8 protein-coding genes are annotated in these 8,246 nt (G+C 43.2%); 6 read left to right on the top strand and 2 right to left on the bottom strand.

The annotated features are described in order from the left end of the window. The 5 genes from L0J61_RS07110 to L0J61_RS07090 form a co-directional block, all read left to right on the top strand. Positions 1 to 550: ureidoglycolate lyase (locus L0J61_RS07110; RefSeq protein ID WP_367651946.1), on the top strand; the 550-nt coding region annotated here is incomplete at its 5' end. 230 nt (positions 551 to 780) lie between these two features. After that, positions 781 to 1,059, top strand: coding sequence for a Trp family transcriptional regulator (locus tag L0J61_RS07105; protein ID WP_301465644.1), 279 nt, complete (start codon positions 781 to 783; stop codon positions 1,057 to 1,059). Positions 1,060 to 1,126: 67 nt separating this feature from the next. After that, on the top strand, positions 1,127 to 2,545 hold the full coding sequence (locus L0J61_RS07100; protein WP_301465643.1) for an anthranilate synthase component I family protein: 1,419 nt from the start codon (positions 1,127 to 1,129) through the stop codon (positions 2,543 to 2,545). A gap of 116 nt (positions 2,546 to 2,661) precedes the next feature. After that, positions 2,662 to 3,306, top strand: a complete 645-nt coding sequence (locus L0J61_RS07095) for an aminodeoxychorismate/anthranilate synthase component II (protein WP_301465642.1) — start codon at positions 2,662 to 2,664, stop codon at positions 3,304 to 3,306. Positions 3,307 to 3,316: 10 nt separating this feature from the next. Then, a complete protein-coding gene (locus L0J61_RS07090) occupies positions 3,317 to 4,069 on the top strand; it encodes a lysozyme inhibitor LprI family protein (RefSeq protein ID WP_301465640.1) in 753 nt (250 codons plus the stop codon). A gap of 280 nt (positions 4,070 to 4,349) precedes the next feature. Here the strand turns inward: L0J61_RS07090 and L0J61_RS07085 are convergent, their stop codons facing one another. Together L0J61_RS07085 and gdhA are read right to left on the bottom strand one after the other, a co-directional pair. Next, positions 4,350 to 4,904, bottom strand: coding sequence for a PepSY domain-containing protein (locus tag L0J61_RS07085; protein WP_301465638.1), 555 nt, complete (start codon positions 4,902 to 4,904; stop codon positions 4,350 to 4,352). 611 nt (positions 4,905 to 5,515) lie between these two features. Next, positions 5,516 to 6,862 (bottom strand): NADP-specific glutamate dehydrogenase, encoded by a 1,347-nt coding sequence (gene gdhA / locus L0J61_RS07080; RefSeq protein ID WP_301465637.1) that lies wholly within the window; start codon positions 6,860 to 6,862, stop codon positions 5,516 to 5,518. A 573-nt stretch (positions 6,863 to 7,435) separates the two neighbouring features. On the opposite strand from gdhA, the gene L0J61_RS07075 reads away from it, so the two are divergent. Beyond that, entirely contained in the window at positions 7,436 to 8,128 is a 693-nt protein-coding gene (locus tag L0J61_RS07075) for a haloacid dehalogenase type II (protein WP_301465635.1), read from the top strand. Positions 8,129 to 8,246: the final 118 nt, after the last annotated feature.

The following is an 8,246-nucleotide window of genomic DNA, read 5'->3' as shown; positions in this document are numbered from 1 at the left end:
TAAAGTCATGAGTACGCTTATGAAGACTACGATCGTTGCCAAGCCTCTGACAAAAGCGGATTTTGCTCCATATGGCAAGGTGATCGAGCCGTATGATAAAGATGAGCAAACGTCTGAAAATTGCTACTACATCAATAAAGGCTATGCATGTCGCCATCATGCCATCGCTGAAGCAAAGCTCGATGGTGGTAATGTGGGAATGAGTATATTTCGTGCCAAAAAACGTGACATTCCGATTGCCTTATCAGTGATGGAGTATCATCCGTTTGGTACACAAGCATTTTTTTCGATGAATGCTCAGGACTATGTCGTCGTGGTAGCGCCTGCCGGCGAACCACCACAGTCCGCAGATGACTTGACAGTCTTTTATGCTAAGTCACATCAAGGCATCCAATATGACGCCAACGTATGGCATCATCCTTTACTCGCAATTGGTTGCGACTCGGACTTTTTGGTCGTTGACCGTATTAATGGCGAAGGCAATAATTGCTACGAGCTAAATATAGAAGATTGGCAAGTGCAGATTGAGATTTCAGTAGAACAAGCTTAGCTGTTTATTATGGATAAGTAGCTAAGCGCACTTCTTGTTTTTTGCGTGTGGCAGCAGTGTTATAAAGACCAGCTAATCACAACTAGCTGGTCTTTTATATTTGGTAAACTATAATATCGCATCAACTGAAAATGGCACTGATTGAGAAGGCAACACTTGCATTCTACGTACTACTGTACTAGAATAATGAAACAAATTAACGCTCAAGCATTTTACTTAGATGAAATACTATGACTACCGACCCCTATCACAGTTTATTGAAGCACTTAGCCAACTGTAATGACACTGCTGATATCGACATGCTACTCAGCGCATTATTGACGGAAAAAGAGCAACATGAGATTGCCAACCGTATCCGGATTTTTGATCTGTTGGCGCAAGGTGTGACTCAGCGTGAAATATCTGAGCAGTTAGGTGTTGGGATTGCTACTGTCTCACGCGGTGCCAAAGCACAGCAAGCTCACGATGTCAGCGATTTGTTGCACACTCACAGAAAAAACACCAAATAATCCCAGCATTACGACTTCGATTTATATTATTTTTTTGGATAAATACCGAACTATTTTGGACCCTGTTATGACCCCTACTACGCCACAGCACAGCTTGCCGAATCCTATTGATATACCCAGCAAACCGCAGCGCATAAAACTCACCCAAGACATTGATTTTTTTGAATTATTTAAACGTATTGAAGGCGTGTTTGAAACCTGCTATTTACTCGAGTCTTTGGGCGATGACAGCCATATTTCTCGGCACCATGCCATTGGTTTTGATCCTATCATGACCATCGCCGCTATCGACCGCACGACGTTGGCAGTCACCGATAATAAAACAGCAGAAACCAGTCATTATACGACTGACAACCCTTATCAACTGTTACGAGAGATGACGCCACAGCATGTGATTGCTCGTGACCAAAGTGGTGGTTTGGTCGGTTACTTGGGCTATGACAGTGTCAATTTTTTTGAACCCAGTCTCAATGCAAAACCAAGTGACGACTTTGAACCGTTCAAGTTTGGGGTGTACCTAGATGGTTTGACGCTCGATAAAATGACCGGTGAGATTTTCTATTTTTATTACCCAACTGAGCAGCAAGACAATCGTATCGAAAAAATCAAAGCCTTACTCAACGCCCCCATTCCAGATTATGAGCCACCTAAAGTAGCATTTTTAGGCGATGGTATGAGTCAAGAGCAACACGCCAACGCCGTTATGCAAGTGAAAGAAGATATCGTCTCGGGGCGTGTTTTCCAATGTGAGGTTGGGTTTAAATCTAAATATCGTATCGTTGGCGATAAAATGCCAGTGTATGAAAAGCTGCGAGCGGTCAACCCGTCTCCACATATGTACTTTATGAAGTTTGCTCAGCAGTGCATCATTGGGGCTTCACCAGAGCTATTGTTTCGCTTGCGTCAAGGTGAAATGGAAACCTACCCACTCGCCGGCACAGCCAAACGCGGCACCGACGTCATCGAGGATCGCCAGCTTGCCAGAGCATTACTAAACGACCCAAAAGAAATCGCTGAGCATAATATGCTGGTCGACTTACATCGTAATGATATCGGCCGCGTCGCACGATTCGGGACGGTAAAAGTACGTAATCTCATGGATATCAAACGTTTCTCACACGTCCAACATATATCGTCTGAGATTGTCGGCATCTTACATCCCAATCAAGATATGTTTAGCGCACTCGCCAGTAATTTTCCAGCTGGTACTTTATCTGGCGCACCAAAAGTTGAAGCCATCAAAGTGATTAATGAGCTAGAGCCGGATGGTCGCGGCGCTTATGGTGGTGCGCTTGGCTCATTTAACTTCAATGGCGACTGTATCTTTGCCATCCCCATCCGCAGTTTGTTTATCAATGGTGAGTCCGCCTATGCCCAAACTTGTGGCGGCAATGTCTATGACTCCAATCCTGCTGATGAGTACTTAGAAATCCAGCGCAAGCTATCTGCCATGAAAGTAGTCTTAAACAGCTTCATGACCCCGTAAACTAACCATCTATTTGACAAATTTTAACGAAGATTTGGGCTTTTTTAGCCCATATAGCCTTTAGTGTTCAGATCGACAACACGCCCTAAATACTTTTACCAAAGAGTTTATGCCCCATGAATGTTTTAATTATCGACAACTACGACTCGTTTACCTTTAATCTTTACCAATATGTCGGGGAGATTTTGCAGACGATGGACGGTGACATCGAAGCGAATGTTATTGTAAAACGTAATAATGAGATTACCTTAGCCGATGTAAAAGCAATGAATCTTGACCGAATCATCATTTCACCTGGTCCTGGTGCACCTGATGATCCTGCATACTTCGGAATTTGTGCAGAAGTCATTGAGGTGATGGGAAAGACAACTCCATTACTGGGGGTCTGCCTAGGAATGCAAGGCATCGCACATGTATTTGGTGGAGACGTTATACTTTCTCATGTGCCAATGCATGGCAAGGTGTCAGCCATTCGTCACGATAGCGCAAGTCTATATCAAGGACTACCACAATCCATCGAAATCATGCGCTATCACTCATTGATGGTAAAAGCAGATACCCTGCCAGAATGCTTGGCTGTCACCTCCGTTGTCGCTAACGGTGCTCATGATGCGTATAGCTTGACTGAGTCGGCGCTAGCAGGCGAAGAAATTATGGGGTTAAGGCATAAAGACTACCCCATTCAAGGCGTACAGTTTCACCCCGAATCTTTCGCCACTGAAGGTGCTAAACGACTGTTAACCAATTTTTTATTGCAGTAATGAAGCCATTATGTTTTGCACAGACTTACATACATCTCGCCTATTGAGACCGATACTCTTATTTTCTGGTTTGATGCTAGTTGCCTCGTTCGCATCGGCAAGGACACCTGCACAGCCAAGCCTCACCTTGGAACCTGAAAAGGCAAATTTTATCTTAGGAATGGACGTTGACGGTCAACGCTTGAACCTCTACCGAGGCTGTGAAGAAGGCCATGTCACTTGCGATAACATGGTACTAGTCGCACCTGATTTGGGGCGTATGTTACAAACCAAATTACTTGGTCAAAGGTCCGATAAATCACCCTACGAGGTCAAGACTTATCCTACTCAAACCAAGCATAGTACATGTGATGATGGTACGACCCCCTGTGCCTTTCAGGGTTATACTTTTTCAGGAAAGGATCTCAACGGATTTATAGATTCATCGAACAATAAAATACACGTGGCTAGTAAGCAGACAACAAATAGCTCTACCTTTTCCTACAAAGGAAATACCTCCTATCTGCCATTAGTATCACAAGCCAGTCTGGTCGACAGTATCTATAATGACTCTGATCAACAATTAAACGATAGCTACAGTACTGTACGACAGGAAGTCGAACGCTTGTATGGAGAGGAAACGCAAGCCGCGTTGGTAGAGGAACAAATACAATGGATAAAGCAGCCCTCAATAGACTGTGGTGCAGACAGCTCACACCTGCCAAGAACCCAAGCTGAGAAGGTTTGTTTTATTCAGAAAAACAACACTCGAGCCCAAGCCTGATTTCAATGGATAGACTAAGGGCGTGCCTAAAACCACACCGCATAAATAAAACTGCATAAACAAAAAAACACCCTCCGGCGATACTAGCAAGCATTACCATAAGGTATCTGTCATAGAAACCGAAATATCAACATCAGAATCTCGGAACACCAAAATCAGCAACTGTCCTTCCGGCTATTTACATCGCTGGTGGCTTGTAGTGAGTATTACAAACCACTAGCGAAATCATAATCGAACAGTCTGTTTATAAATCGAAATTTGCTACTGATTCACAGTATCTCTAGTTTACAGCGCCAGTGTTTGCGTCAATATGTAGCTGACTGATCTTGCTATCTTTAAGGATTTTAACTTCGTAATGGTCTGCGCGGCTTATATTATCATCCTCAAACTCAATGTCTAATACTCGGCCATTGCTGTGTTTCTCGGCAATCTCAATAGCATCTACAGCCTTTATTTTTGCTTGCTGTTGGACGTTGTATTCCTCAATATCATCTCTGTCTAAACGCTCAGATTCAGACTCAACAATTTGACCAGTAGTCGCGTCGACCGTGAACTCATAGCTTGTACTATCGTTTTGGAACTCTAACTCATACACACCGCTGTTGCTTCTGCGGTCATCATCGTCATCGAAGTCGGCGCTAACTAAGATACCAGAGGCATCTCTGCTGGCTGTCGTGATGGCTTGCTGCAGGCTGATTTTGGCAGCTTGAGCGGCACGTACTTCATTAGAATGGTCAGATGCACTAACCGTGGTACTCACTGCACCAACCGCTAAAGCCGTGGTTAAACATGCACCTAATGCCGTTAGCTTAAATTTCGTAAAGGTGTTTCCCATGAGTTTCTCCCTCAGGTTATGGTGGAATGTATCTCTGTAAATAAATGCCTTATATGATACAAGTACACGGAGATGGGTTTGAGACAAAAAAGTTGCGTAATGTACGACTAATGTAGGCCAAAGCAAAAAATAATGCTAACTGTAAGTGTTCTGTACTTGAATATGGCAGCCTGAAAAGGACTGTCATATCTGTAATACTTGTGATAAAAAACACTGTGGTAATTTTTGTAGTTTGAGAGTTTGTAGGTTCATTACTAGGGCGTGTCCTCATTTTAAAAATGGTAGTAAAAATGAGGTAAATGGCAGTCAAACAAGGAAAATAGCACAGATAATATCGAGATACTAGTTAGCTATTTGACGCTGTTTGGCAACATTTAGCCATTTTTAACCCATTTAGATGAATATCGATTGAATTAAGGATACGCCCCAATATCTTGACAAGGGATGACTATCTGACTATCAACCTAACTATCAATCGACAGATCAGCGGATAATCATTTTTGCATCACCAAAATCGCCGACTCTATAAGATATAGAGTCGGCGTGTAGAGTGATGTTTAGAGAATATCAGAAGCAATCACAATTACTAAATGATCGATTGATGCCCGTCGCTAGTTCAAGATGCCATAAGCAATTAAGGCATCAGCAACACGCTTAAAGCCCACAAGATTGGCACCAGCCATATAATCGATATAACCCTTATCAGTTTTATCATACTGGTTTGATGCATCCGCTGCAGAATCATGGATGTTTTTCATGATACTTTTTAAACGGTCATCAATTTGCTCAAACGTCTTGTACTGACGCACTGAGTTTTGTGACATCTCAAGTGCAGAGACAGCGACACCACCAGCATTAGCGGCTTTCCCTGGCGCATAGTGCACGCGATGCACACGAATATGATCGACCGCGTCAGCCGTCAATGGCATGTTGGCACCTTCGACCACATACTTAATCCCGTTTTCGACCATCAACTTGGCGTCTTCTCCATTGACTTCATTTTGCGTTGCTGATGGGATGGCGATATCGCCTTTGATGTGCCATGGTTTTTGCTTCGCAAACCACTCTCCCCCATACACATCAACATACTCTGCCAATGGTTTACTTTTTGCTTTTTGCGCTTTGAGCCAATCAATCTTTTCTTGATTCAGCCCTGCTTCATCATACAAAGTCCCTTGAGAGTCAGAAACCGTCACCACACTAGCGCCCAACATCGTGGCTTTTTCAGCAGCGTGCAAAGAGACATTACCCGCACCAGAAATCAGTACTTTCTTACCTTCGATACTTTCATTCTGTGCTGTTAGCATGTTTTCTAAGAAATATACTGCACCGTAACCCGTGGCTTCTGTGCGCATCAAACTACCACCGAAACCAACACCTTTGCCTGTCAATACACCACCGTATTCGCGCGTTAAGTTTTTGTACATGGCAAACATATAGCTAACCTCACGGCCACCCACGCCGATGTCACCAGCCGGTACATCGATGTCTTTGCTGACATAGTGATGCAGCTCACGCATAAAGGCATAACAAAAGCGGCGAATCTCACTGTCAGATTTACCTTTTGGGTCAAAATCAGCACCACCTTTACCACCACCCATCGGTAGACCTGTTAGCGCATTTTTGAATATTTGTTCAAAACCCAAAAACTTCAAAACCGACTGCGTAACCGTAGGGTGGAAACGAACACCACCCTTATAAGGACCAAGAGCATTACTAAACTGAACACGCCAGCCACGATTGACTTGTACTTCGCCTTGATCATCTTCCCAGTTTATACGAAAGCAAATGATACGATCAGGCTCCACCAGACGCTCAAATATCTTCATTTGTTGATATTCAGGATGAGCATCGTACAAAGGCGCGATGGTCGACGCCACTTCTTTTACGGCTTGTACAAACTCAGGTTGGTGGGAATAACGTGCTTCGACTTTTTCGATAGCCTGACTGATGCTCATGTATCTTCCTTAACATAAAAAATGGTAGACGTACTTGTCTACACCGACATTGCATTGTACGGCAATGAGCGTGCAAACGTTGACGTAAAGTTTGAATAATCTATATACAGTACGGTATACAGAAGTTCGTGACACTAAAGAAGCAAACTGCATTTGTGCTAAAAAATTGTGGATTAGCAGCGAAACCTTCTTTGCGTCACAACTATATATCATTTTTTGAGAGTGTAGGTCCAGTAGATATTACTGTCATGCAAAATAATATATTACTTTTTATATCCTTTCAATTGTTCTACTGATGGTCAATACAAACTCTCTATGGTCAGCGCTAACTCCTAAATTATCAATACTGACACCTTCGGAAATAACAAAAACTTAACATATACGCCACCACACTGTCTCTTATCGTAGTCATACTCTTACTATAACCATAGTTTGGAATGTTGATTACGACCTTAGTTCAACCGCTAGCCTAGCATTTAGGTTGTGTTGGCTCTTAATCACTTATCAGGCTATCATTTACCAACTCATTATTTGCTAAATAGCCACTCGTAGACTTTAGTAAAAGGAGCCTTTATGTCCGCTCAGCCATCTCCCTCCATCGTCGTCTTTGATGTCAATGAGACGCTATTAGATATCGACACCCTCAGCCCTTTGTTTATTCGTCTATTCGGCGATGAACTGATGTTACGAGAATGGTTTGCACAACTGGTGCTCTACTCGCAAACCATGACGTTATCCGGACTTTATACGCCATTCGGTGAACTTGGTGTTGGCGCTTTACAAATGACTGCTGATATCCATCAGGTGACGCTGACAGATGACGATATTACAGAACTCAAAACACTCATGGGAAAAATGCCTGCTCATCCCGATGTCATACCTGCATTGACCAAGCTACGTGATGCAGGGTTTCGACTGGCGACATTGACCAATTCAGCGAGCAGTACTTCTCCCACACCACTTGAAAAGGCAGGTATCAGCCAGTTCTTTGAGCAGCAATTCAGTATAGAAGCTGTCGGAAAATTCAAACCCGCACCTGAGACTTATCAAATGGTCGCCAAGGAGATGTCTGTTGAAACATCAGAGTTATGCCTCATTGCTTCTCATCTTTGGGATGCGATAGGTGCTCAAGCGGCTGGTTGCCAAGGCGCATTTCTCAAGCGTCCTTATAATGCCATGCTGCCTGCATCCAATGTCCCGACACCGAATTTTATGGCCTCAGATCTTGTCACACTTGCTGAACAAATCATACTTAAGCAAAACTAAATGTTTTATGGCTTGTAGAGATAGGATATTATTTCGATTATAAAAATATAAACAAGGAGTAGTTATTACCCCACTCTCAACTTCGAAAGTGATTGAAAAAAGAAGAGCACCTCACTAA

Source organism: Psychrobacter sp., assembly GCF_030457785.1.
GTDB lineage: Bacteria > Pseudomonadota > Gammaproteobacteria > Pseudomonadales > Moraxellaceae > Psychrobacter.
Note: the sequence above shows the minus strand (reverse complement) of the source record. Positions and strands in the feature narration are given on the sequence as shown.